This is a genomic window from Lelliottia sp. RWM.1, from assembly GCF_016859735.1.
In the GTDB taxonomy this organism is placed as follows: Bacteria; Pseudomonadota; Gammaproteobacteria; order Enterobacterales; family Enterobacteriaceae; genus Enterobacter.
Genome location: NZ_WLVC01000008.1, coordinates 91301 through 114015, shown reverse-complemented (window position 1 = coordinate 114015; position 22715 = coordinate 91301). Strand labels below are relative to the sequence as shown.

General features: G+C 53.2%; 20 protein-coding genes and 1 pseudogene. 17 read left to right on the top strand and 4 right to left on the bottom strand.

Annotated elements, in window-relative coordinates:
- Positions 1 to 132 precede the first annotated feature (132 nt).
- Positions 133 to 1386 (top strand): serine hydroxymethyltransferase, encoded by a 1254-nt coding sequence (gene glyA, locus GF617_RS09280; RefSeq protein WP_181620393.1) that lies wholly within the window; start codon positions 133 to 135, stop codon positions 1384 to 1386.
- 51 nt (positions 1387 to 1437) lie between these two features.
- On the opposite strand, the gene GF617_RS09275 is transcribed toward glyA, so the two are convergent.
- Positions 1438 to 1860, bottom strand: coding sequence for a DoxX family protein (locus tag GF617_RS09275; protein WP_181620392.1), 423 nt, complete (start codon positions 1858 to 1860; stop codon positions 1438 to 1440).
- Positions 1861 to 2010: 150 nt separating this feature from the next.
- Here GF617_RS09275 and GF617_RS09270 point away from each other — a divergent pair, with 150 nt between their 5' ends.
- Complete coding sequence (locus GF617_RS09270) at positions 2011 to 2508, top strand: DUF2569 domain-containing protein (protein WP_181620391.1); 498 nt, start codon at positions 2011 to 2013, stop codon at positions 2506 to 2508.
- Between the two features lie 112 nt (positions 2509 to 2620).
- Complete coding sequence (locus GF617_RS09265) at positions 2621 to 3760, top strand: 3-phenylpropionate MFS transporter (RefSeq protein ID WP_203451543.1); 1140 nt, start codon at positions 2621 to 2623, stop codon at positions 3758 to 3760.
- A gap of 3 nt (positions 3761 to 3763) precedes the next feature.
- Here the strand turns inward: GF617_RS09265 and csiE are convergent, their stop codons facing one another.
- Positions 3764 to 5041, bottom strand: coding sequence for a stationary phase inducible protein CsiE (csiE, locus tag GF617_RS09260; RefSeq protein WP_203451542.1), 1278 nt, complete (start codon positions 5039 to 5041; stop codon positions 3764 to 3766).
- Positions 5042 to 5166: 125 nt separating this feature from the next.
- Between csiE and GF617_RS09255 the strand changes: the two genes are divergently transcribed.
- Positions 5167 to 5805: a DUF1007 family protein gene (locus GF617_RS09255; RefSeq protein WP_203451541.1), complete on the top strand. Its 639-nt coding sequence runs from the start codon at positions 5167 to 5169 to the stop codon at positions 5803 to 5805.
- Positions 5796 to 6776, top strand: a pseudogene (locus GF617_RS09250) (nickel/cobalt transporter). The gene GF617_RS09255 and the pseudogene GF617_RS09250 overlap by 10 nt, the downstream one beginning before the upstream one ends.
- Positions 6777 to 6846: 70 nt before the next feature.
- On the opposite strand, the gene suhB reads toward GF617_RS09250, so the two are convergent.
- Positions 6847 to 7650, bottom strand: a complete 804-nt coding sequence (suhB, locus tag GF617_RS09245; protein ID WP_181620386.1) for an inositol-1-monophosphatase — start codon at positions 7648 to 7650, stop codon at positions 6847 to 6849.
- A 132-nt stretch (positions 7651 to 7782) separates the two neighbouring features.
- Here suhB and trmJ point away from each other — a divergent pair, with 132 nt between their 5' ends.
- The 11 genes from trmJ to sseB all read left to right on the top strand — a co-directional run bounded on the left by trmJ (position 7783) and on the right by sseB (position 16651).
- A complete protein-coding gene (gene trmJ / locus GF617_RS09240) occupies positions 7783 to 8511 on the top strand; it encodes a tRNA (cytosine(32)/uridine(32)-2'-O)-methyltransferase TrmJ (RefSeq protein WP_181620385.1) in 729 nt (242 codons plus the stop codon).
- A gap of 207 nt (positions 8512 to 8718) precedes the next feature.
- Entirely contained in the window at positions 8719 to 9210 is a 492-nt protein-coding gene (gene iscR, locus GF617_RS09235) for a Fe-S cluster assembly transcriptional regulator IscR (protein ID WP_181620384.1), read from the top strand.
- 178 nt (positions 9211 to 9388) lie between these two features.
- A complete protein-coding gene (gene iscS / locus GF617_RS09230) occupies positions 9389 to 10603 on the top strand; it encodes a cysteine desulfurase (RefSeq protein WP_181620383.1) in 1215 nt (404 codons plus the stop codon).
- 27 nt (positions 10604 to 10630) lie between these two features.
- Positions 10631 to 11017 carry a Fe-S cluster assembly scaffold IscU gene (iscU, locus tag GF617_RS09225; protein ID WP_005120408.1) on the top strand — a complete coding sequence of 129 codons (387 nt, stop codon included), beginning with the start codon at positions 10631 to 10633 and terminating at the stop codon, positions 11015 to 11017.
- A gap of 13 nt (positions 11018 to 11030) precedes the next feature.
- Complete coding sequence (gene iscA / locus GF617_RS09220) at positions 11031 to 11354, top strand: iron-sulfur cluster assembly protein IscA (protein WP_040074497.1); 324 nt, start codon at positions 11031 to 11033, stop codon at positions 11352 to 11354.
- A gap of 78 nt (positions 11355 to 11432) precedes the next feature.
- On the top strand, positions 11433 to 11948 hold the full coding sequence (gene hscB / locus GF617_RS09215; protein ID WP_203451540.1) for a co-chaperone HscB: 516 nt from the start codon (positions 11433 to 11435) through the stop codon (positions 11946 to 11948).
- 14 nt (positions 11949 to 11962) lie between these two features.
- Positions 11963 to 13813, top strand: coding sequence for a Fe-S protein assembly chaperone HscA (gene hscA, locus GF617_RS09210; protein ID WP_181620381.1), 1851 nt, complete (start codon positions 11963 to 11965; stop codon positions 13811 to 13813).
- Between the two features lies 1 nt (position 13814).
- Entirely contained in the window at positions 13815 to 14150 is a 336-nt protein-coding gene (gene fdx / locus GF617_RS09205) for an ISC system 2Fe-2S type ferredoxin (protein ID WP_181620380.1), read from the top strand.
- 1 nt (position 14151) lies between these two features.
- Positions 14152 to 14352, top strand: a complete 201-nt coding sequence (gene iscX, locus GF617_RS09200) for a Fe-S cluster assembly protein IscX (protein ID WP_181620379.1) — start codon at positions 14152 to 14154, stop codon at positions 14350 to 14352.
- Positions 14353 to 14532: 180 nt separating this feature from the next.
- Positions 14533 to 15819, top strand: coding sequence for an aminopeptidase PepB (gene pepB / locus GF617_RS09195; protein ID WP_181620378.1), 1287 nt, complete (start codon positions 14533 to 14535; stop codon positions 15817 to 15819).
- A 55-nt stretch (positions 15820 to 15874) separates the two neighbouring features.
- Positions 15875 to 16651, top strand: a complete 777-nt coding sequence (gene sseB / locus GF617_RS09190; protein ID WP_181620377.1) for an enhanced serine sensitivity protein SseB — start codon at positions 15875 to 15877, stop codon at positions 16649 to 16651.
- Positions 16652 to 16702: 51 nt separating this feature from the next.
- On the opposite strand, the gene sseA is transcribed toward sseB, so the two are convergent.
- Complete coding sequence (gene sseA, locus GF617_RS09185; protein ID WP_203451539.1) at positions 16703 to 17554, bottom strand: 3-mercaptopyruvate sulfurtransferase; 852 nt, start codon at positions 17552 to 17554, stop codon at positions 16703 to 16705.
- 204 nt (positions 17555 to 17758) lie between these two features.
- On the opposite strand from sseA, the gene GF617_RS09180 reads away from it, so the two are divergent.
- Complete coding sequence (locus tag GF617_RS09180; protein ID WP_203451538.1) at positions 17759 to 22714, top strand: alpha-2-macroglobulin; 4956 nt, start codon at positions 17759 to 17761, stop codon at positions 22712 to 22714.
- The last annotated feature ends 1 nt before the right edge of the window (position 22715 follow it).

The window sequence follows — 22715 nt, the reverse complement described above, 5'->3', positions numbered from 1 at the left end:
GAAAACGTTTGCGTAAAATCCTTTGTCAAGACCTGTTATCACAGAACTAATCAGTTATACTGTTGCGCGTTGTCCAACAGGACTGCCTTTTTCAGGTCAAAATTTTATTGTTAGCTGAGTCAGGAGATGCGGATGTTAAAGCGTGAAATGAACATTGCCGATTATGATGCCGAACTGTGGCAGGCTATGGAGCAGGAAAAAGTACGTCAGGAAGAGCACATCGAACTGATCGCCTCCGAGAACTACACCAGCCCGCGCGTCATGCAGGCGCAGGGTTCTCAGCTGACCAACAAATATGCTGAAGGTTACCCAGGCAAGCGCTACTACGGCGGTTGCGAATACGTTGATATCGTTGAACAACTGGCGATTGACCGTGCAAAAGAGCTGTTTGGCGCTGATTACGCTAACGTGCAGCCACACTCCGGATCTCAGGCTAACTTCGCTGTTTATACCGCTCTGCTGCAACCGGGTGATACCGTTCTGGGTATGAACCTGGCGCAAGGTGGCCACCTGACTCACGGCTCTCCGGTTAACTTCTCCGGCAAGCTGTACAACATCATCCCTTACGGTATCGATGAGTCCGGTAAAATTGACTACGCTGACATGGCGAAGCAGGCTCAAACCCACAAACCGAAGATGATTATCGGTGGTTTCTCCGCATACTCTGGCGTGGTTGATTGGGCAAAAATGCGTGAAATCGCAGACAGCATCGGTGCGTATCTGTTCGTGGATATGGCGCACGTTGCAGGCCTGATTGCTGCGGATGTATACCCGAACCCGGTTCCGCATGCTCACGTTGTAACCACCACGACCCACAAAACCCTGGCAGGTCCACGCGGTGGCCTGATCCTGGCGAAAGGCGGTAGCGAAGAGCTGTACAAGAAACTGAACTCTGCTGTTTTCCCAAGCGCACAGGGCGGCCCGCTGATGCACGTTATCGCGGGTAAAGCGGTGGCACTGAAAGAAGCGATGGAGCCAGAGTTCAAGGTTTACCAGCAGCAGGTTGCGAAAAACGCCAAAGCGATGGTGGAAGTCTTCCTGAATCGTGGTTACAAAGTGGTGTCTGGCGGTACTGAGAACCACCTGTTCCTGCTGGATCTGGTTGATAAAAACCTGACCGGTAAAGAAGCTGACGCTGCCCTGGGCCGTGCCAACATCACCGTTAACAAAAACAGCGTGCCTAACGATCCTAAGAGCCCGTTTGTGACCTCCGGTATCCGTATCGGTTCTCCGGCTGTGACGCGTCGCGGTTTCAAAGAAGCGGAAGTGAAAGAGCTGGCAGGCTGGATGTGTGACGTTCTGGACAACATCAATGACGAAGCGGTCATTGAGCGCGTTAAAGGTAAAGTGCTGGATATCTGCGCACGCTTCCCTGTTTACGCATAATTCAGTATTGCTGAACTAAAAAAGGCCGCGGTTGCGGCCTTTTTTTTATGGTTAACGTCGGTCAATGGAGAGTGCGCCAGGCCCGGTTATCGCCAGCAGCAAGAATGCACCAGCAATACTGATATTTTTATAGAAGTTGATCATATTTGGCACAACCGCATCGCCGCTCATGTCCCAGTAGTGGTGGCCAATTACCGCCGTCCCTAGCGTATAAAAAACGAAGAGTATCGCCAGCGGGCGAGTAAAAAAGCCGAGCACAATAAGAATGGCGGCGGGAACTTCCATCACCACGGCAATAATGGCGGCCAGCATGGGCATTGGTGCGCCCAGTGACGTCATATATTGCACCGTACCACTAAATCCAGTCAGCTTCGGAAAACCAAAAATAATAAACAACACAACGATCGCGATACGGGCAATCAGTAACATCAGAGGACGGGACTGGCCGAAATCAAAATAACGCAGAGTGTTCATAGCAGGCTCGTTTTCAGGTGGGACCTTTCTTAAAGCTAATACACAAATTGCAGGCGTGCCATTCAGCTTTTCTTCATAAATCAGGCATTGGTGTGATGCAAAATAGCGCTATCGTGTAAAATCACCTCTTTTCTTTGGCAAGGGATAAATATGCAGTGCATAGAATGTCAGCAAAAAGAGGCCAATAAAGAGTCTGGGTTGTGTGATGAGTGCGAACAACAGGATGAACAGAAAATAAACGGGCTGCTTTATCTGCCTGCTGCCGGGTTAGTGATTAACCTGCTGACGACACCGTTTGGCGCCTGGAACTATTTTTCCGCCGTGTTCCGTTATTTTCAGCAAGGCAGTGGTATCACTCTGTTTGGCATGGGAGGAATTCCGGTTGTGTTAATTGATCTGGTTCTGACCTTTGCTGCTGGATGGTTCTTCTTTAAAAGAAAAGCGGGTATCCGCAAAATCATCATTCCCTACTATTTAATGGGGGTGGCTTACATGCTTTATTTCGTAGGTATTCCGGCGTGGGTCTTTGATGCCAGACTGGATACTGCAGATATCCGTAATGCGCTTTCACCGCTGGTTGGCGCGCTTATCTGGATCCCTTATTTCCTGCGGTCAAAACGCATTCATCGCGTTTTCATTCACGGGTAATACAGCAGGGCGATAAAGCCCTGCTAAATTTACGTGTTATTTAGTTGTTACTCGTGGCTTGCGCTGATACTTGTTTACCGCCAGACTATCGCCTCCATATCGGGAGGGATTCATGGTTTTGCATTCCACACGCTGGCTGGCGCTCAGCTATTTCACCTATTTTTTCAGCTACGGTATTTTTCTGCCTTTCTGGAGCGTCTGGCTCAAAGGAATTGGGCTGACGCCTGAGACTATCGGTTTGTTGCTCGGTGCAGGACTTATCGCACGTTTTCTCGGTAGTCTCATTATTGCCCCCCGTGTTAGCGATCCCTCATTACTGATTAAATCTTTACGTATTCTGGCGCTCCTGACGCTGGTGTTCCTTGCCGGGTTTTGGATCAGCCATCAGTTTGCCTGGCTGATGGTGGTGATGGTGGGTTTTAACCTTTTCTTCTCTCCCCTGGTTCCGTTGACAGATGCCCTGGCAAATACATGGCAAAAACAGATAACCATGGATTATGGCCGTGTTCGCCTGTGGGGATCGATTGCGTTTGTGATTGGGTCCGCGCTGGTGGGCAAACTGGTCAGTCTCTACGATTACCACGCCATTCTGGCACTGCTGAGCATCGGGATTGCCTCCATGTTACTGGGCATGCTGCTGCGTCCGTCGGTAATGCCGCAGGGGGAAAGTCGTCACCAGGAGAGGGCTGGCTGGCCGGCCTGGCGCACGCTAGTGGCGCAGAGTTGGCGTTTTCTGGCCTGTGTCTGCCTGCTACAGGGGGCACATGCGGCCTACTATGGCTTCAGTGCGATTTACTGGCAGGGGGCGGGATATTCCGCTTCAGCGGTGGGCTATTTATGGTCACTCGGCGTGGTGGCAGAAGTTGTTATCTTCGCGCTGAGCAAAAAACTGTTCCGCCGTTTTGGTGCTCGCGATCTGTTATTGCTTTCCGCTATTTGCGGTGTGGCGCGCTGGGGCATTATGGGCTGGACCACAGAGCTGCCGTGGCTGATTGTGGCGCAAATCCTGCACTGTGGAACCTTCACCGTTTGTCATCTGGCGGCGATGCGCTATATCGCTGCTCGTGAGGGTGGGGACGTTATTCGACTTCAGGCGGTTTATTCCGCGGTGGCCATGGGTGGCAGTATCGCAATAATGACAGTCTTTGCCGGTTTCCTGTATCAGCACCTGGGGCATGGCGTATTCTGGGTGATGGCTCTGGTGGCGCTGCCTGCAATGGTAGTGCGTCCCAAAGTGGCCGCGCGCGTATAAGGCTTACGATTCGAGCATGGCCCGGATATGTTCTTGCTGCTGCATATTGAGCGCCTCAACGGCATGAATAAGCGGCGGCGAGAACAGCGGTAACGTCGTAGCGTAAGGGGTGACAACCAGTGCCGCTTCCCTGGGCGCACCCTCTTTCTGATAGGTCTTTAACGACAGATAGCGGATATTGAGCGGCAGCAACGTAATTTCCCGTAATTGCTGCTCAATCAGTGCTTCGCAGGCCTGATCGTCACCCGTCAGCAACACCACCTGTTTTTCATGCAAGTCACTTTCCTGCATCAGCCATGCGCCAAAAATAACAGCAACCAGGCTCATCTCATCATCAGAGAAACGCAGCCCAAACTCGGCTTCCAGTTCGAAAAGCACATCTTTCGTTGTGCGCAGCAGTCGTGGATAGAGCCGATGGATCTCCTCCGGCAGACTGTTATCAATACCGACATCGAACAGCGAGCGGTCAAGCGCCTGAGCAAGATGGATATAAAGCTGATCGGTCAGGCCTTGTTCATCGCTAAAGTGCATACCGGTTTGCGACCGGAAACGGGCAATCATCCGGACAATTGTCCGGCGCAGACGTTCATCCTGCTGGTGTTTATCCATAGCAGGGTCGGGAGTGCGTAGCATCATAAACAGCAGCGCCAAAAATAGCTGTTCATCAACGTGAGGTATCCTGGCGACACGTCGCTTCCAGTGACGAACGATCTCCTGCGCGGTGAAATACTCGCTCCGTGATTGCGTCCAGTTGCGCTGAATGTGGGAAAACTGCGGCGTTTTACCCAGATGGTGCTGAATCAGACAATACTGCAAAAAAAGCTGTAAAAACTGAATGTCCCGGCATTCAAACTGGCGCTGAAGCTTGCGCGAACAGAAGTTAATCAGTGCTCTTAGATTTGTATCGTCATACAGCGTCCGGGCAATGCCATGCTGTTTAAGTGCGGTTTTAAGCGCGGGCGTAAACTGATGAGTCACAAAATGTGGGCAAAGCCGAAGTGACCTGCGCAGCCAGTGCAGCAGGCATAACCGTTGATTCAGTGCTGTGCCTTCAATTCGGTAGCTACCGTCATGATGCGAAACGATGTCTAGCCGGTGATAGCGCTGGATTTCATCGCGCGTCTCGGCTATATCTTGCCGTGCGATAGCATCGTCCACCCCATTAGCAGCAATAATGCTTTGTGCGGTGACGGCAGCATCGGGCAGGTAAAGCATCAAAAGCACCTGGCAGCGGCGCTGCGAACTGGAAAGCACAGATGGTATTTCGAGCGTCGTCATCATCTGTCGGGTATCCAGTAGGAGTGTCTGGTAAGAATAGCTAAAGGATGTCCGCAAGAAAGCGCAGCGAGAGCTCTTTCCTTCAGGAATGCTGGCGAACATCACAGAATTTTTGACGTGAGGAAGTGATGCAAATAGTTAAACAAAGCGCCTTGGCGTTATTTTTGGCGGTTTTCTCTCTTACCGTTAGCGCACATCCTCACAGTTTTATCAGCCTGAAAACGGATCTGGTAACGGATGGAACACATCTCAGCGGTCTGAAAATGCGCTGGACGATGGATGAAATTACCTCTGCTGATCTGCTTTATGATGCAGGAAATGCCTGGCCTGGTGATGAGATTTGGAAAAAACTGGCTGCAGAAGTGATGGCCAATGTCCTCGGTCAGCACTATTTCACAGAGTTCTGGCATGACGGGAAGAAAGTGAAGTTTCTCAATCGCCCGACAGAGTATGGAATGTCACGCGAGGGGCATCAGGCGGTACTAACGTTCATTCTCCCGCTGGCTGAACCGCAACTGCTGGCAGGACAGAAATACACCTTTTCGACGTTCGACCCCACTTACTATGTTGATATGAGTTACGCCGAAGACGGTGATGCACACCTTCCTGCTGCCCTGCAAAAAAATTGTAAGATTGCCGTACACACTCCAAAACCCAGCGAGGAAACGCTTAACTTTGCCGTATCGCTCGATAAAGCAGACGCGCCGCCGGAGGATATGGAGTTGGGGAAACAGTTTGCACAGCAGGTAACCTTACAATGTCAGTGATTTCTTCTCCGGTCAGAAAATCTCGCCAGTGGCTGCATCTTTGGCCGCTGGCTCTTTTTTTGCTGTTTGCCGTGTGTGGTTCACTGTGGTTATGGCACGCCTGTCCTCAGGTAATGATGAAAAGCATTATCTGGCAGCGAGAGGTTAACCAGCAGATGAGCGGGTTGCTGAAAGCGGTGGCCGAAAACCCGACGAAAGCGGGGGGCGCTCTCCTGGCATTCAGCTTTGTTTACGGTGTGCTGCATGCTCTGGGACCGGGGCATGGCAAGATCGTGATCACTACCTAGCTTGCTACCCATCCGTCGAAGCTGAAATCGAGTATTGGCCTGACGCTGGCCTCTTCACTGCTTCAGGGTTGCGTAGCGATTGGGCTGGTGGTGATTGTGCTGTCGCTTTTACAACTTCCTGCACGTCAGTTGCATATGAGCAGTTTTTGGCTGGAGAAGGGGAGTTATGCGCTGGTCGGCATACTGGGGCTCATTCTTTGCTGGCGAGCGCTGAAAAAATTGCAGGTATTACTGCAAAAACCAAAATTCAAAACATTTACGCCGCACCATGTTCACGATGCCCACTGTGGCTGTGGGCATCAGCATCTGCCGACGCAGGATCAATTACAGAATGGCGATGACTGGCGTGCGCGCGCGATGATCATCCTCTCGATGGGAATGCGTCCATGTTCAGGCGCGATCATGGTGCTGCTGTTCAGTAAGGTGATTGGCGTATTTGGCTGGGGAATGCTGTCGGCGCTGGCGATGGCGGCGGGGACATCATTAACGATTTCATCGCTGGCATTGCTGGTGCACAGTTTCCGTCAGATGGCGGTCAAACTCAGTGGTAACACAACGCCGGTGCTATGGCGACAGGTAGGGTGGACTACGCTCGCATTGGCGGGTGGCGTGATTTTACTGGTTGCAGCGGTAACGATGTGGATGAGTGCAGTGCCGGTGGGAAGGGGGTTGCGGCCCTTTTGACGGTATGTGATTTGATGTCCAGCCTGGCCTTCTCCCATAGAGGATGACCAGGCTGGGGCGATAAGCTGAATTAACGCTTCAGCGCTTCGCTCAGTTCATCACGCATATTTGCCAGCATGGCTTTAACCACACGTGGGTTACCCGCCACGATGTTGCCTGTCAGCATGTAGTTGTGACCACCGGTGAAATCGCACACCAGCGCGCCAGCTTCGCGTGCAATCAGTTCGCCAGCAGCGAAATCCCACGGCTTCAGGCCAATTTCGAAGTAACCGTCAACGCGGCCAGCAGCAACATACGCCAGATCCAGTGCAGCAGAGCCGGTGCGACGGAAGTCAGCACATTCGGTGAACAGCTTGCCCAGGATATTCATGTATGCAGTAGCGTGTTGTTTGGCTTTGAACGGGAAGCCGGTCGCCAGAATAGTACCATCCAGATCGCGTGCATTGCTGCCGCGCAGACGATAACCATTCAGCTGAGCCCCCTGGCCGCGGGTCGCGGTGAAGAGTTCGTTACGCATTGGATCATAAACCACAGCAACTTCAGTACGGCCTTTAATGCGTACTGCGATAGATACAGAGAAGTGTGGAAGACGTTTTACGAAGTTGGTCGTGCCATCCAGTGGATCGATAACCCATTGAACATCCTGATCTGTACCTTCGTGTTCACCGCTTTCTTCGGTGATGATGGTGTGCTGCGGGTAAGATTTGCGGATTGTTTCGATAATAATCGCTTCTGCGGCTTTATCGACATTCGTCACGAAATCATTGCTGCCTTTCTGGCTGGTTTCTACGGAGTCAGGTGTTTCGTAGTGTTTGGCAATTACATTACCCGCCTTGCGCGCTGCGCGCACGGCGATGGTCAGCATCGGATGCATCGGTCTCTCTCACTGGATGTTAAAGAACGGGAAAATCGGCGCAGAGTATAGCAGCGAGTTCGGATTATGTCTCTCGTTTATGATAATATGCCCGAATATTCTTCAGACACTGAATTCAGACACAGAAAAATTATGCTGCAAAACATTCGAATCGTGCTGGTCGAAACATCGCATACCGGCAACATGGGCTCTGTCGCCCGCGCAATGAAAACAATGGGATTAACCAATTTGTGGTTGGTTAATCCGCTGGTGAAACCCGACTCTCAGGCGATCGCGCTGGCGGCGGGTGCAAGTGATGTGATTGGTAATGCACAAATCGTCGATACGCTTGATGAAGCGCTTGCCGGATGTAGCCTGGTGGTAGGAACCAGCGCCCGTTCCCGTACGTTACCGTGGCCAATGCTGGACCCGCGTGAATGTGGCCTGAAGAGCATTTCCGAGGCTGAACAGGCTCCGGTCGCGCTGGTGTTTGGTCGTGAGCGTGTCGGGCTGACTAACGACGAATTACAGAAATGCCATTACCACGTTGCCATCGCGGCGAACCCGGAGTACAGCTCGCTGAATCTGGCGATGGCCGTTCAGGTGATCGCCTATGAAGTGCGTATGGCCTGGCTGGCAACACAGGAAAAAGGCGAGAGCGTGGAGCAGGCAGAAACGCCATATCCGCTGGTTGACGACCTTGAACGCTTCTACGGTCATCTGGAACAGACACTGCTTTCTACCGGTTTTATTCGCGAAGGTCACCCAGGTCAGGTCATGAATAAGCTGCGCCGTCTGTTCACACGTGCGCGCCCTGAAAGCCAGGAACTGAACATCCTGCGCGGTATTCTGGCGTCGATTGAGCAGAAGAATAAAGAGTGATTGCACCGTTTTTTGCCCTCTTCCGGCGGGTGAGGGCATCAAGCCACACTGAGGCAAAACGGCACGTAACGTTAAATACCTGACTAAAACAGTCAAGTAAATAGTTGACCAATTTAGTCGGGAATGTCAGACTTGGCCCTGCTATGCAATATCCCCATTTTACAATAAAAAACCCCGGGCAGGGGCGAGTTTGAGGTTAAGTAAGACATGAGACTGACATCTAAAGGGCGTTATGCCGTGACCGCGATGCTGGACGTTGCGCTCAACTCTGAAACGGGCCCGGTTCCGTTGGCTGATATTTCTGAACGTCAGGGAATTTCCCTTTCTTATCTGGAACAACTGTTCTCCAGATTGCGTAAAAATGGACTGGTTTCCAGTGTACGTGGCCCAGGCGGCGGTTATCTGCTGGGTAAAGACGCTGGCAGCATTGCGGTGGGTGAAGTCATTAGTGCTGTTGACGAGTCTGTTGATGCGACGCGTTGTCAGGGCAAAGGTGGCTGCCAGGGCGGTGATAAGTGCCTGACCCACGCGCTGTGGCGCGACTTGAGCGACCGTCTGACCGGCTTCCTGAACAACATCACCCTTGGTGAACTGGTGAATAACCAGGAAGTTCTGGATGTATCTGGTCGTCAGCATAGCCATGATTCCCAACGCAGCACCCGCGCACAAGACGCTATCGACGTGAAACTGCGCGCATAATTTACCCGTTCTGTTTCGGGGCGCTGCGGCATTGCCGCATCGCAAAACAGTTAGGGTAAAAAATTATAATAGATTTCAGAATCAGGCCGGGGCGTTCACCCGCCCCGTGTACTCGGTCGTACATCCAGCCGGTAGCCTGATTCCTTGCATTGAAGCGATGTACGGAGTTTATAGAGCAATGAAATTACCGATCTATCTCGATTACTCCGCAACCACGCCGGTGGACCCGCGTGTTGCCGAGAAAATGATGCAGTGTCTGACCCTGGACGGAAACTTTGGTAACCCAGCTTCCCGTTCACACCGTTTTGGCTGGCATGCTGAAGAGGCAGTTGATATCGCCCGTAATCAGATTGCTGACCTGGTGGGCGCCGATCCGCGTGAAATTGTTTTCACTTCCGGCGCGACCGAATCCGACAACCTGGCGATCAAAGGTGCAGCCAACTTCTATCAGAAAAAAGGCAAGCACGTCATTACCAGCAAAACTGAACACAAAGCTGTGCTGGATACCTGCCGCCAGCTGGAGCGTGAAGGATTTGAAGTCACCTATCTCGCCCCGCAAAGCAACGGTATCATTGACCTGAAAGAGCTGGAAGCCGCAATGCGCGACGACACCATTCTGGTCTCTATCATGCACGTGAATAACGAAATCGGCGTAGTACAGGATATCGCGACCATCGGCGAAATGTGCCGTGCGCGCGGCATCATTTACCACGTTGATGCAACCCAGAGCGTGGGCAAACTGCCTATCGACCTAAGCCAGTTGAAAGTGGATCTGATGTCCTTCTCCGGCCATAAAATCTACGGCCCGAAAGGCATTGGTGCGCTGTATGTTCGTCGTAAACCACGTATCCGCATCGAAGCACAGATGCACGGCGGTGGTCACGAGCGCGGCATGCGTTCTGGTACTCTGCCTGTTCACCAGATCGTGGGCATGGGCGAAGCATATCGTATTGCGAAAGAAGAGATGGAAACCGAGATGGCGCGTCTGCGCACTCTACGTAACCGTCTGTGGGACGGCGTGAAAGATATGGAAGAAGTCTATCTGAACGGCGATCTCGAGCAGGGCGCTCCAAACATCCTCAACGTCAGCTTCAACTATGTTGAAGGTGAATCGCTGATCATGGCGCTGAAAGACCTGGCTGTGTCTTCAGGTTCTGCCTGTACCTCTGCAAGTCTGGAGCCATCCTATGTGCTGCGTGCACTGGGTATGACTGACGAGCTGGCACACAGCTCTATCCGTTTCTCTTTAGGTCGTTTCACTACCGAAGAAGAGATTGACTACACCATCAAGCTGGTTCGTAACTCCATCGGCCGTCTGCGTGACCTTTCTCCACTGTGGGAAATGTTCAAGCAGGGCGTGGATCTGAACAGCATTGAATGGTCACATCACTAATCGGTATCAGATAAGGAGAATTCAATCATGGCATACAGCGAAAAAGTAATTGATCACTACGAGAACCCACGTAACGTTGGCTCTTTTGACAACAGCGACGAGAGCGTAGGAAGTGGCATGGTCGGTGCACCAGCATGTGGCGACGTGATGAAGTTGCAGATTAAAGTCAACAATGAAGGTATCATTGAAGACGCGCGTTTCAAGACTTACGGCTGCGGTTCTGCTATCGCATCCAGCTCCCTGGTCACCGAATGGGTGAAAGGTAAGTCTCTGGATGAAGCTCAGGCAATCAAAAATACTGATATTGCTGACGAACTTGAACTGCCTCCAGTGAAAATTCACTGCTCGATCCTGGCAGAAGACGCGATTAAAGCCGCCATTGCGGATTACAAAAGTAAACGTGAAGCAAAATAATTGAGGTTTGAGTATGTCGATTACCCTTAGCGACAGCGCTGCCGCGCGAGTAAGCGCCTTCCTGGCGAACCGTGGTAAAGGCTTTGGCCTGCGACTGGGTGTACGTACCTCCGGCTGTTCTGGTATGGCTTATGTACTGGAATTTGTTGATGAACCGGCGTCAGACGATACCGTGTTTGAAGACAAAGGCGTGAAGGTGGTGGTCGATGGCAAGAGCCTGCAATTTCTCAACGGCACTCAACTGGACTTCGTGAAAGAAGGCCTTAACGAAGGGTTTAAATTTACGAACCCGAACGTAAAAGACGAGTGCGGTTGCGGCGAAAGCTTCCACGTATAATCGTGCGTCATCCGTAGAACCCCACCGCAGACACGCTGCGCGTGGGGTTTGTTTTAACTGGCTAGCCCCGAGATTGTTATGGATTACTTCACCCTCTTCGGGTTACCCGCCCAGTACCCGATAGATATTCCGTCCCTGACGATACGTTTCCAGGATCTGCAACGTCAGTTCCATCCGGATAAGTTCGCCAGTGGGACGCCGTCAGAGCAACTGGCGGCAGTTTCGCAATCTGCGACGATCAATCAGGCGTGGCAAACGCTGCGTCATCCGTTGACGCGCGCAGAATATCTGCTCTCTCTACACGGTTTTGATCTGGCAAGTGAACAGCATACCGTGCGTGATACTGCATTCCTGATGGAACAACTGGAACTGCGCGAAGAGCTGGATGAGATTGAACAGGCAAAAGACGAAGCGCGCCTGGAAAGTTTCATCAAACGTGTCAAAAGCATGTTTGATACTCGCCATCAACAGATGGTTGAACAATTGAATAACGAGACGTGGGACGTGGCGGCGGACACTGTACGCAAACTGCGTTTTCTCGATAAGCTACGAAGCAGTGCTGAACAACTCGAAGAAAAGCTGCTCGATTTTTAATTTCGGAAGCAATTATGGCCTTATTACAAATTAGTGAGCCTGGCTTAAGTGCCGCGCCGCACCAGCGTCGTCTGGCGGTGGGCATCGACTTAGGCACAACCAATTCCCTCGTGGCAACCGTGCGTAGCAGCCAGGCGGAAACGCTTGCAGATGCCGAAGGGCGTCACCTGTTACCGTCCGTAGTCCACTATCAGGAGCAGGGCTACGTGGTGGGCTATGACGCGCGCGCTAATGCTTCGCGCGATCCTGCCAATACCATCAGTTCGGTCAAACGAATGATGGGCCGCTCTCTGGCCGATATTCAAACCCGTTACCCGCATTTGCCCTATCAGTTACAGGCAAGCGAAAATGGCCTGCCGATGATCGCAACAGAGGCCGGTCTGCTGAACCCGATTCGTGTCTCCGCGGACATCCTCAAAGCGCTGGCGACGCGTGCGACCGAGACGCTACAGGGCGAGCTCGACGGCGTGGTTATCACCGTTCCAGCCTATTTTGACGATGCGCAGCGTCAGGGTACGAAAGACGCGGCGCGTCTGGCGGGTCTGCACGTATTGCGTCTGTTGAACGAACCGACTGCGGCTGCAATTGCTTACGGCCTGGACTCTGGTCAGGAAGGGGTGATTGCAGTTTACGATCTGGGTGGCGGAACCTTTGATATCTCCATTCTGCGCCTGAGTCGTGGTGTGTTTGAGGTGCTGGCCACCGGCGGGGATTCCGCGCTGGGCGGCGATGATTTCGACCATCTGCTGGCCGATTACATCCGCCAGCAGGCGGGCATTACCGATCGCAGTGATGCGCGCGTGCAGCGTGAACTGCTGGATGCGGCTATTGATGCGAAAATTGCGCTGAGCGATGCGCAGTCTGTCACCATTAACGTGGCTGGCTGGCAGGGTGAAATCACCCGTGAACAGTTTAATGACCTAATTACTTCCCTGGTAAAACGCACGCTGTTGGCCTGCCGCCGCGCATTGAAAGATGCGGGTGTTGAAGCTGATGAGGTGCTGGAAGTGGTCATGGTGGGGGGGTCTACTCGCGTACCTCTGGTACGTGAACGCGTCGGCGAATTCTTTGGCCGGACGCCGCTGACCTCCATCGATCCGGATAAAGTCGTTGCTATCGGTGCTGCTATTCAGGCGGATATTCTGGTAGGTAACAAGCCGGACAGCGAAATGCTGTTGCTGGACGTTATCCCGCTGTCCCTCGGTTTAGAAACTATGGGCGGCCTGGTGGAGAAAGTGATCCCGCGTAACACCACGATTCCGGTGGCGCGGGCGCAGGAATTCACCACCTTTAAAGATGGCCAGACTGCCATGTCCATTCACGTGATGCAGGGCGAACGTGAACTGGTGCAGGACTGCCGTTCGCTGGCGCGTTTTGCGCTGCGAGGCATTCCGGCATTGCCTGCGGGTGGCGCGCATATTCGCGTGACCTTCCAGGTTGATGCTGATGGCCTGCTCAGCGTGACGGCGATGGAAAAATCGACAGGCGTTGAGTCGTCCATCCAGGTGAAACCTTCTTACGGTCTGACCGATGGCGAAATCGCCACCATGATTCAGGATTCAATGAGCTACGCCGATCAGGATGTTAAGGCTCGTATGCTGGCAGAACAGAAAGTTGAAGCCGCACGCGTGCTGGAAAGTCTGACAGGTGCACTCACTGCCGATGCCGCGCTGCTAAGCGCCGCTGAGCGTCAGGTGATTGACGATGCTGCCGACACCTTACGTGTGGTTGCTGAAGGCGATGACGCTGATGCAATAGAAGAAGCCATTAAAAACGTTGATAAACAAACCCAGGACTTCGCCGCTCGCCGCATGGACAAATCTGTTCGCGTCGCGCTGAAAGGCCAGTCCGTGGACGAGGTTTAATATGCCAAAGATTGTTATTTTGCCTCATGCGGACCTCTGTCCGGATGGCGCAGTTCTGGAAGCTGAGACTGGCGAAACCATTCTTGATGTTGCCTTGCGTAACGGTATCGAGATTGAACACGCCTGTGAAAAATCCTGTGCCTGCACCACTTGCCACTGCATCGTGCGTGAAGGTTTTGACTCTCTCGCGGAGAGCACTGAAGATGAAGACGACATGCTGGATAAAGCATGGGGTCTGGAACCGGACAGTCGTTTAAGCTGCCAGGCAAGCGTGACCGACGAGGATCTGGTCGTGGAGTTCCCACGCTACACCATCAACCACGCACGTGAGCACTGATATGGGACTGAAATGGACAGACAGCCGTGAAATCGGCGAGGCACTTTTTGATGCCAATCCGGATCTCGATCCGAAAACCGTACGATTCACCGATATGCATCAGTGGATTTGCGATTTAGACGATTTTGATGATGATCCAAACGCATCGAATGAAAAAATTCTGGAGGCGATTCTGTTAGTCTGGTTAGATGAAGCAGAATAATTTTCACGTCATGCTTCACGTTGCCGATGTGTTGGCTGCGCTTGTTTACCCCAGTCACAGAGTGATCTCTGCTCCTGGGGATTCACTCGCTTGCCGCCTTCCTGCAACGCGAATCATTTAGTGGAAAGAGACTCTATGGGCTGCCTTCAGGCGGCCCGTTTGCTAATAAGGATAAATAAAATGACCGAAGCGATGAAGATTACGCTCTCTACGCAGCCTGCCGATGCGCGCTGGGGTGAGAAGGCGGCCTACAGCATTAACAACGACGGTATTACCCTGCACCTGACCGGCAAAGATGATTCAGGTCTGATCCAGCGCGCGGCGCGTAAAATCGACGGTCTTGGCATTAAACATGTCACCCTTGCGGGCGAAGGCTGGGATATCGATCGCAGTTGGGCATTCTGGGCAGGTTACAAAGCGCCAAAAGGTTCCCGCAAAATTGAGTGGGCAGACCTTGATGAAGCAGGTCAGAAAGAGCTGGAAAGCCGCCTGAAAATTATTGACTGGGTTCGCGATACCATTAATGCGCCGGCTGAGGAACTTGGCCCTGAGCAACTGGCGCAGCGTGCAGTTGACCTGCTGTGCGGCGTTGCGGGTGACAAAATGTCATATCGCATCACCAAGGGCGAAGATCTGCGTGAACAGAACTACATGGGGATCCACACTGTGGGCCGTGGTTCTGAGCGCCCTCCGGTGCTGCTGGCACTGGACTACAACCCAACAGGCGACAAAGCGGCGCCTGTATTTGCCTGTCTGGTGGGTAAAGGCATCACCTTTGATACCGGTGGTTACAGCCTGAAGCAGAGCGCGTTCATGGATTCCATGAAGTCTGATATGGGTGGTGCTGCAACGATTACCGGTGCGCTGGCATTCGCGATTACCCGTGGTCTGAACAAGCGCGTGAAGCTGTACCTGTGCTGTGCAGACAACATGGTGAGCGGTAATGCCTTCAAACTGGGCGACATTATTCGCTACCGTAACGGCAAAAACGTCGAAGTGATGAACACGGACGCGGAAGGTCGTCTGGTATTGGCTGATGGCCTGATCGACGCTTCTGCCCAGAAGCCAGAGCTGATTATCGACATGGCGACCCTGACCGGTGCGGCAAAAACGGCATTGGGTAACGATTACCACGCACTGTTCAGCTTCGATGACAAATTGGCTGCCCGTCTGCTGGCGAGCGCCGCCGCTGAGAACGAACCGTTCTGGCGTCTGCCGCTGGCTGAGTTCCACCGCAGCCAGTTGCCATCAAACTTTGCCGAACTGAATAACACCGCGAGCGCTGCTTATCCGGCAGGTGCGAGTACCGCAGCAGGTTTCCTGTCTCATTTCGTTGAGAACTACCACGAAGGCTGGCTGCATATCGACTGCTCAGCAACTTACCGTAAAGCGGCCGTTGAGCAGTGGTCTGCGGGAGCAACCGGTCTCGGCGTACGTACCGTTGCGAACCTGCTGACCGCTGAGTAATTGCCATTCCCCTCTCTCCACAAGGGGAGGGGAAAATGCAACATCTGGAATTGTTATGTCCGAAACCAAAAACGAATTAGAAACCTTGCTGGAACAGGCGGCGACGGAGCCTGCCCACCGCCCGGCATTCTTCCGCACTTTGCTGGATTCCACCGTTTGGGTTCCTGGGGCCGCGGCGGAAGGTGAGCAGGTTGTTGAAGACAGTGCGCTGGATCTGCTGCACTGGGAAAAAGACGACGGCACATCAGTGATCCCGTTCTTCACCTCTCTGGATGCATTGCAGAAAGCCGTTGAAGACGAACAAGCGTTTGTTGTCATGCCTGTGCGCACCCTGTTTGATATGACGCTGGGCGAAACCCTGTTCCTGAATGCCAAATTGCCGACCGGGAAAGAGTTTACTCCGCGTGAAATCAGCCACCTGATTGGCGAGGAAGGGGATCCACTGAGCATGCAAGAGGTGATTGAAGGCGGTGAAACGCTGCTGTTGTCGGAGGTGGCCGAGCCGCCTGCGCAGATGATTGACTCGCTGACGACCCTGTTCAAAACCCTTAAACCGGTGAAACGTGCGTTTCTGTGCTCAATTAAGGAGAGCGCTGACGAACAGCCAATTTTACTGATCGGTATTGAAGCGGATGGTGATATTGACGAGATCATTCAGGCGGCGGGAAGTGTTGCTACCGATACACTCCCGGGCGATGAGCCGATTGACATTTGTCGGGTGGTTAAAGGTGAGAAGGGCATCAGCCATTTCATTACTGAACACATCTCTCCCTTCTATGAACGTCGCTGGGGTGGTTTCCTGAGAGATTTAAAAACCAACCGTATTATCTGATGAGTATCGGGGTGAGTGTTCACCCCGATACTGTCTTTACGTGATGTTTCGTCAGGCCTTCACAGACGGTTCCACCGGCAGATCGTCGCGTGCTCCCCATTCGCTCCAGGCTCCGTCATAGAGCGTCACATTGTTCACGCCCAGCGTAGCAAGCGCCAGAACAACAACTGCGGCCGTCACGCCAGAACCGCAACTGGCAATAATCGGCTGGTGCAGATCCACGCCCTGACGTTCAAAAATTGCCTGTAACTCGTCGGTGGTTTTGAGTTCCCCTTCAAACACCAGATCGCCCCATGGCACATTACGCGCACCGGGAATATGCCCACGTTTCAGGCCTGGACGCGGTTCATCAGCCTCGGCTTTAAAGCGCGGCGCGGGACGAGCATCAACGATCTGGGCCGTGTGTTCGTGGCTCGCCAGCAGGACATCGGTCAGGCGTTTTACCGCATCGGCATTGAAACTAACGTCAAAATCACCTTCCGGCAGGGAGACATCACCCTGCTGCAACGGTAGCTCATCACGCTTCCAGCCTGCCAGCCCCCCCGCCAGGATAGAGACTTTCTCTACGCCGAAGGTTTTTAACATCCACCATGCACGGGGGGCAGAGAACAGATTACCCTCGTCGTAGACCACAAGATGCTTATCACGGCTTACACCAAGTTCACGCATCGCCACGGCAAAAGCTTCCGGCCGTGGCATCATATGTGGCAGGGCAGTGGTGTGATCGGACAAGGCCTCAATATCAAAGAAAACCGCCTCTGGAAGATGCCCGGCACGGTATTCCGCCGGGACATCGCGATGTTCTTGTCCTGGGGGAGCCATACGTGCATCAAGGATCTGTACTTCCGGATCGTCGTGATGCTCAATCAGCCAGTCGGCTGTGACAAAATATGAGGTGGACATGGTTGCCTCCGTTTCATTATCCATTACACCGGATTGTCGATGTTTTTTCTGACACCGACAAGCAAACCGCGTTCAACTCGCGAGCAACGCCCTGTTTTTTTCCCAATTCCTAAAATCTCAAATGGGACTTTTTGTATTAATGAAACTTGCGGATAATACTTATCCGGATGACGACCAACAGGCTCCATGGGCCAGGGACAAAGGATGAAACCGTTTCGTTTAGCTGCGATTTCTCTCGCACTGCTCACCACATTTACGCTCGCTGGCTGTGATAACAGCGACGAGAAACCTCAGGCTGCTTCTTCTGCAGCATCTACCGCGACGACAGAAGCGAAAACGCCGGCAAAACCAAACGGAGAACAACTGGCAAAACTGGCTGCCCAAAGCCAGGGGAAGTCGCTGACTCTGCTGGATGCTTCCGAGGTGCAGCTTGACGGAGCCGCGACGCTGGTGCTGACCTTTTCCATCCCACTGAATCCCGATCAGGATTTTGCCAAAACGGTTCATGTTGTGGACAAGAAAAGCGGCAAAGTGGATGGGGCGTGGGAGCTGGCTCCTAATCTGAAAGAGCTGCGTCTGCGCCACCTGGAGCCGAATCGCAATTTGGTTGTCACTGTCGAACGCGATTTGCAGGCGTTAAACAAAGCGACCTTTGGCATCGACTACGAAAAAGCACTTACCACCCGGGATGTCGAACCGACGGTCGGTTTCGCCAGCCGTGGCTCGCTACTGCCAGGAAAAGTGGTTGAGGGGCTGCCAGTTATGGCCCTCAACGTGAATAATGTGGACGTGAATTTCTACCGCGTAAAACCGGAGTCTCTGGCCGCGTTTGTGAGCCAGTGGGAGTACCGCAATTCTCTGACCAACTGGGAGTCCGACAATCTGCTGAAGATGGCCGATTTGGTCTATACAGGTCGTTTTGATCTGAACCCTGCACGTAATACACGTGAAAAATTATTATTACCTTTGAATGACATCAAGCCATTGCAGCAGTCTGGTGTCTATATCGCCGTAATGAATCAAGCCGGACATTACAACTACAGCAATGCGGCAACGTTGTTTACGTTGAGTGATATTGGTCTGTCCGCTCATCGTTATCATAACCGCCTTGATATCTTTACCCAGGGCCTGGAAAACGGCGCGGCACAGTCAGGCATCGATGTCACATTGCTCAATGATAAAGGGCAAACCCTGGCGCAGGGTGTGAGCGATGCTGACGGCCATGTCAGGCTTGAAACGGATAAAGAAGCCGCATTGATCCTGGCGCGTAAAGAGGGTCAGACAACGCTGCTCGATCTTAAACTTCCGGCGCTGGATCTTGCTGAGTTTGATATCGCGGGGGCGCCTGGCTACAGCAAACAGTTCTTTATGTTCGGCCCTCGCGATCTTTATCGTCCTGGCGAAACGGTGATCCTGAACGGCTTGCTCCGTGACAGCGACGGTAAGCCGCTTCCCGCGCAGCCGGTGAAACTCGATGTTCTGCGTCCCGACGGGCAAGTTGCCAGAACCGTGGTTGTTCAATCAGAAAATGGTCTCTACCGCTTTACTTATCCGCTGGATAGCGGGGCACAAACCGGGATGTGGCATGTCCGGGCTAATACGGGCGACAACCAGCAGCGGATGTGGGATTTCCACGTAGAAGACTTCATGCCGGAACGCATGGCGCTGAACCTGTCCGGGCAAAAAATGCCTGTTTCTCCGGAAGATGAGGTTAAATTTGATGTGGTGGGATATTACCTTTACGGCGCGCCCGCCAATGGTAATAGCCTGCAAGGCCAGCTTTTCCTGCGCCCATTACGTGAGGCCGTTAGTGCGCTGCCAGGCTTTCAGTTCGGTGATATCGCCGAAGAGAATCTGACACGTAGCCTCGATGAAGTGCAACTTACACTGAATGACATGGGGCGAGGACAGATTTCAACGGAAAGCCAGTGGAAAGAGGCACATTCGCCATTGCAGGTTATCTTGCAGGCCAGCTTGCTGGAATCAGGCGGACGTCCGGTAACGCGTCGTGCGGAACAAGCCATCTGGCCAGCGCAGACGCTGCCAGGTATTCGCCCGCAGTTTGCCAGCAAAGCCGTTTACGATTACCGCACGGATACGACCGTTAATCAGCCTATCGTCGATGAAAACAGCAATGCCAGTTTTGACATTGTTTATGCTGATGCCAGCGGTGCTAAAAAAGCGGTTTCCGGTTTGCAGGTCCGCCTGATCCGTGAGCGCCGGGACTATTTCTGGAACTGGTCGGAAAGCGATGGGTGGCAGTCACAGTTTGATCAAAAAGACCTGGTCGAAGGCGAACAGGCACTTGATTTAACTGACGATGAGACCGGAAAAGTGAGCTTCCCGGTGGAATGGGGTTCCTACCGCCTGGAAGTGAAAGCTCCAGATGAGACAGTCAGCAGCGTGCGTTTTTGGGCAGGTTACAGTTGGCAGGATAACAGCGATGGCGCAGGAGCTGCGCGGCCTGATCGCGTGACGCTGAAAATGGATAAACCTGCGTATCAACCAGGTGACACCATCAATCTACACATTGCCGCGCCTGCTGCGGGTAAAGGCTATGCGATGATTGAGTCCAGCGATGGTCCGCTGTGGTGGAAGGAGATCGACGTCCCGGCGAACGGACTGGATCTGGCTATTCCAATTGATAAAGCCTGGAAACGTCACGATCTGTATCTGAGCACACTGGTGGTTCGCCCTGGAGATAAATCCAAATCAGCTACACCAAAACGCGCGGTGGGCTTATTGCATTTACCTATGGGGGATGAGAATCGTCGTCTGAATATTGCGCTGGATAATCCACAGAAAATGCGTCCCAATCAGACGCTTTCGGTAAAAGTGAAAGCCAGCGTTAAAGATGGTGCTGTGCCGCAGAAAGTGAATGTTCTGGTGTCCGCAGTAGACAGCGGTGTTCTGAATATTACGGATTACGTCACGCCAGATCCGTGGCAGGCGTTCTTCGGGCAAAAACGCTATGGCGCAGACATTTATGATATTTACGGCCAGGTTATAGAAGGGCAGGGGCGCAAGGCTGCCCTTCGCTTTGGTGGGGATGGCGATGAACTGAAGCGTGGCGGTAAACCACCGGTGAACCATGTCACGATTATTGCTCAGCAGGCGCAGCCAGTGGAGCTTGATGCCAACGGTGAAGGCACTATTACCCTGCCAATCGGTGATTTCAACGGCGAATTGCGCCTCATGGCACAGGCCTGGACCGAAGCCGACTTCGGTAGTAGCGAAAGTAAGGTGATTGTGGCTGCGCCGGTCATCACTGAACTCAACACGCCGCGTTTCCTCGCCAGTGGCGATACTTCAAGGTTAACGCTGGATCTGACAAACCTGACGGATCAGCCGCAAACGCTGAGCGTGGCATTAACCGCATCCGGTAAGCTGGCGCTTGCCGGTGCTCAGCCTCAGCCGGTTCAGCTTGCTCCTGGGTCACGCAGTACGATGTTTATCCCGGTGCGGGCGCTTGATGGCTATGGTGACGGCGAGATTAACGCGCAGGTGAGCGGGTTGACTCTTCCTGGCGAAACATTTGTGCCGCAACAGAAGAGCTGGAAAATTGGTGTTCGTCCGGCTTACCCGGCGCAGACGGTGAATTCAGGCGCAATGCTGAACCCTGGTGAGTCCTGGCGTGCGCCATCGCAGCATCTCAGCGGATTCTCACCTGCTACGTTGCAGGGCCAGCTGTTGCTCAGCGGCAAGCCGCCGCTGAACCTGGCGCGTTACATCCGAGAGCTTCAGGCCTATCCGTACGGTTGTCTGGAGCAAACCACCAGTGGCCTTTTCCCGTCACTCTATACCAATGCGGCACAGTTAACCGCGCTTGGTATTAAAGGCGATACGGATGAGAAACGTCGGGCAGCCATTGATATTGGCATTTCCCGCTTACTGCAAATGCAGCGTGAAGATGGCGGTTTCGCCCTCTGGGATAAAAATGGCCCGGAAGAGTACTGGCTGACCGCATACGTGACCGATTTCCTGGTTCGTGCGGGTGAGCAAGGGTATAGCGTGCCTGTAGATGCAGTGAATAACGCCAATAACCGTCTGCTACGCTACCTGCAAGACCCGGGCATGATGTCTATTCGTTACAGTGATGATACGCAGGCCAGTAAGTTTGCGGTCCAGGCTTATGCGGCCCTGGTTCTGGCGCGCCAGCAAAAAGCCCCACTTGGCGCACTGCGTGAAATTTGGGAGCGCCATGCACAGGCGGCTTCCGGATTGCCGTTGATGCAGATGGGGATGGCGTTAAAGCTGATGGGGGATGCACCACGAAGCCAGCAGGCGCTGGATTTAGCCATTAAGACGCCGCGTAACGACAGTAAAAACTGGATGGCGGATTACGGCAGCCAGCTTCGCGACAATGCGTTGATGCTCTCTCTGCTGGAAGAGTACAAATTGCTTCCGGATGCGCAAAATATGCTGCTCAATACCCTCTCTGAGCAGGCTTTCAGTCAGCGCTGGCTCTCTACGCAGGAAAGTAATGCTCTGTTCCTGGCGGGACGTTCACTGCAGACGATTTCCGGAGCATGGCAGGCGACAACCAGCATCTCCGATACCGCGCTTGGTAGTGATAAGGCACAGGTTCAAAATGTGAATGGCGATCAGCTCAGTGCATTGCAGATCACCAATACCGGGACGACGCCGCTGTGGGTTCGTCTTGACAGTACGGGCTACCCGGAATATGCCCCTCAGCCATCGTCTAATGTTTTGCAGGTCGAGCGACATATTCTGGCAACAGATGGCAGCACGAAATCTCTCTCTTCGCTGAAAAGCGGCGAACTGGTACTGGTATGGCTTGAGGTGAGGGCGAGCCAGAATGTACCGGATGCATTGGTGGTTGATCTGCTCCCGGCGGGGCTTGAACTGGAAAACCAAAACCTGGCAAGCAGCAGCGCCAGCTTGCAGGACAGCGGGAGTGAAGTGCAGAACTTACTCAGCCAGATGCAGCAGGCGGATATTCAGCATATGGAGTTTCGTGACGATCGCTTTGTGGCGGCAGTACCTGTCAATGAAGGCCAGCCGGTGACGCTGGTTTATCTGGCTCGTGCCGTAACGCCGGGGACATATCATGTTCCTCTTCCTATGGTGGAATCTATGTATGTTCCGCAGTGGCGGGCTACGGGTGCGGCCAGTGGCCCGCTGATTGTTGTTCCGTAAG

Coding starts and splice junctions, on each gene's coding strand:
- glyA (WP_181620393.1), top strand. CDS start 133: ATGTTAAAGCGTGAAATGAACATTGCCGATTATGATGCCGAACTGTGG.
- GF617_RS09275 (WP_181620392.1), bottom strand. CDS start 1,860: ATGAACACTCTGCGTTATTTTGATTTCGGCCAGTCCCGTCCTCTGATG.
- GF617_RS09270 (WP_181620391.1), top strand. CDS start 2,011: ATGCAGTGCATAGAATGTCAGCAAAAAGAGGCCAATAAAGAGTCTGGG.
- GF617_RS09265 (WP_203451543.1), top strand. CDS start 2,621: ATGGTTTTGCATTCCACACGCTGGCTGGCGCTCAGCTATTTCACCTAT.
- csiE (WP_203451542.1), bottom strand. CDS start 5,041: ATGATGACGACGCTCGAAATACCATCTGTGCTTTCCAGTTCGCAGCGC.
- GF617_RS09255 (WP_203451541.1), top strand. CDS start 5,167: ATGCAAATAGTTAAACAAAGCGCCTTGGCGTTATTTTTGGCGGTTTTC.
- suhB (WP_181620386.1), bottom strand. CDS start 7,650: ATGCATCCGATGCTGACCATCGCCGTGCGCGCAGCGCGCAAGGCGGGT.
- trmJ (WP_181620385.1), top strand. CDS start 7,783: ATGCTGCAAAACATTCGAATCGTGCTGGTCGAAACATCGCATACCGGC.
- iscR (WP_181620384.1), top strand. CDS start 8,719: ATGAGACTGACATCTAAAGGGCGTTATGCCGTGACCGCGATGCTGGAC.
- iscS (WP_181620383.1), top strand. CDS start 9,389: ATGAAATTACCGATCTATCTCGATTACTCCGCAACCACGCCGGTGGAC.
- iscU (WP_005120408.1), top strand. CDS start 10,631: ATGGCATACAGCGAAAAAGTAATTGATCACTACGAGAACCCACGTAAC.
- iscA (WP_040074497.1), top strand. CDS start 11,031: ATGTCGATTACCCTTAGCGACAGCGCTGCCGCGCGAGTAAGCGCCTTC.
- hscB (WP_203451540.1), top strand. CDS start 11,433: ATGGATTACTTCACCCTCTTCGGGTTACCCGCCCAGTACCCGATAGAT.
- hscA (WP_181620381.1), top strand. CDS start 11,963: ATGGCCTTATTACAAATTAGTGAGCCTGGCTTAAGTGCCGCGCCGCAC.
- fdx (WP_181620380.1), top strand. CDS start 13,815: ATGCCAAAGATTGTTATTTTGCCTCATGCGGACCTCTGTCCGGATGGC.
- iscX (WP_181620379.1), top strand. CDS start 14,152: ATGGGACTGAAATGGACAGACAGCCGTGAAATCGGCGAGGCACTTTTT.
- pepB (WP_181620378.1), top strand. CDS start 14,533: ATGACCGAAGCGATGAAGATTACGCTCTCTACGCAGCCTGCCGATGCG.
- sseB (WP_181620377.1), top strand. CDS start 15,875: ATGTCCGAAACCAAAAACGAATTAGAAACCTTGCTGGAACAGGCGGCG.
- sseA (WP_203451539.1), bottom strand. CDS start 17,554: ATGTCCACCTCATATTTTGTCACAGCCGACTGGCTGATTGAGCATCAC.
- GF617_RS09180 (WP_203451538.1), top strand. CDS start 17,759: ATGAAACCGTTTCGTTTAGCTGCGATTTCTCTCGCACTGCTCACCACA.